Here is a 1,030-nt window from a genome sequence, read left to right as displayed (position 1 = left end):
CAGCGAACCCTCGACGTACGGCGTGAGGTTCTCTTCCTGCATGAGGAAGGCAACGAACTCCTTGGCGCGCGCCTTGTTCTTGGCGTCCTTGAACACCACGCCGGTCTTCACCGCGGAGCGGTAGACCATCTTGCTGCCGTCAGGCTTGTTCGGAAAGCCCGCCGTGTGGATGCGCTCGGTGTAGTTCTTGCGCGCTTCCTCGCGCTGCTCGGGCGTGAGCGAGGCGTTGTTCGAATCGTCGAGCCACTTGGCGGCAATGGAGATGGTCGCGTTGTGCGTCATCACGGTCGTCTTGTTGTGGAAGGCGACGTTGTTGTCCGGGTCCTTCCAGCTGGTCGACGAGGGCGGCGTGCAGCCCTTCATGTAGGGCGTGGTGTAGTCGGTCAAGGCGCTGATCAGGCCGGCGCGCACCTTGGGGTCGTCCACCAGCAGCTTGCCGCTGTCGTCCACCAGCTTGACGTTGTAGGCGTCCATGAAGGTCAGGAACGAATAGAAGGAGTCGCTCGAATCCACGCCCATCGGCATGCCGATGCCGAAGGTGCGCTTGCCGGTCTGCTTGCGGCTGCCTGACTGCACCTTCTCGCACCAGAACGACCAGTAGTCCTTCCAGGCGGTGGGGATGTCGGACYCCTTGAACCCGGCCTCGTTGAGCATGTCGTTCCAGTACTCGATATGCATCGTCTGCTGCTTGATCGGGAACGCGTAGTAGGYCTTCTTCTTGGTCTGGTCGTTGTAGAGGAAGGCCGTCTCGAGCGTGTTGGGCGCGAAGCGGTCCTTCATGGGCGCGAGCACGCTGCCGATGTCCTCGAGCTTGCCGTCGAAGGCCCACTTGCCCGTGACCTGGAAGTCGTACACGTCGGCATAGGCCACGTCGGGCGGGCTGCCGGAGTCGAGCGCGGACACGGTCTTGGGAATCATGTCCTGGATCGGGTACTGCGACAGCTCGATCTTCACGTCCTTGTTCTTGTCCTCGAACTTCTTGATGGCCGCAAACAACGCATCGTCCTCGGCCTTGTAGAAGCCCTTGACC

General features: G+C 61.6%; 1 protein-coding gene. It reads right to left on the bottom strand.

Features of this window, described 5'->3' with window-relative positions; genetic code table 11:
- Window positions 1–1,030: ABC transporter substrate-binding protein (locus AC04L7_RS19520; protein WP_475513821.1), on the bottom strand; the 1,030-nt coding region annotated here is incomplete at both ends.

It is taken from the genome of Pseudoxanthomonas sp. LjRoot204_2 (assembly GCF_056175765.1).
This window is presented reverse-complemented; position numbering and strand designations above follow the sequence as displayed.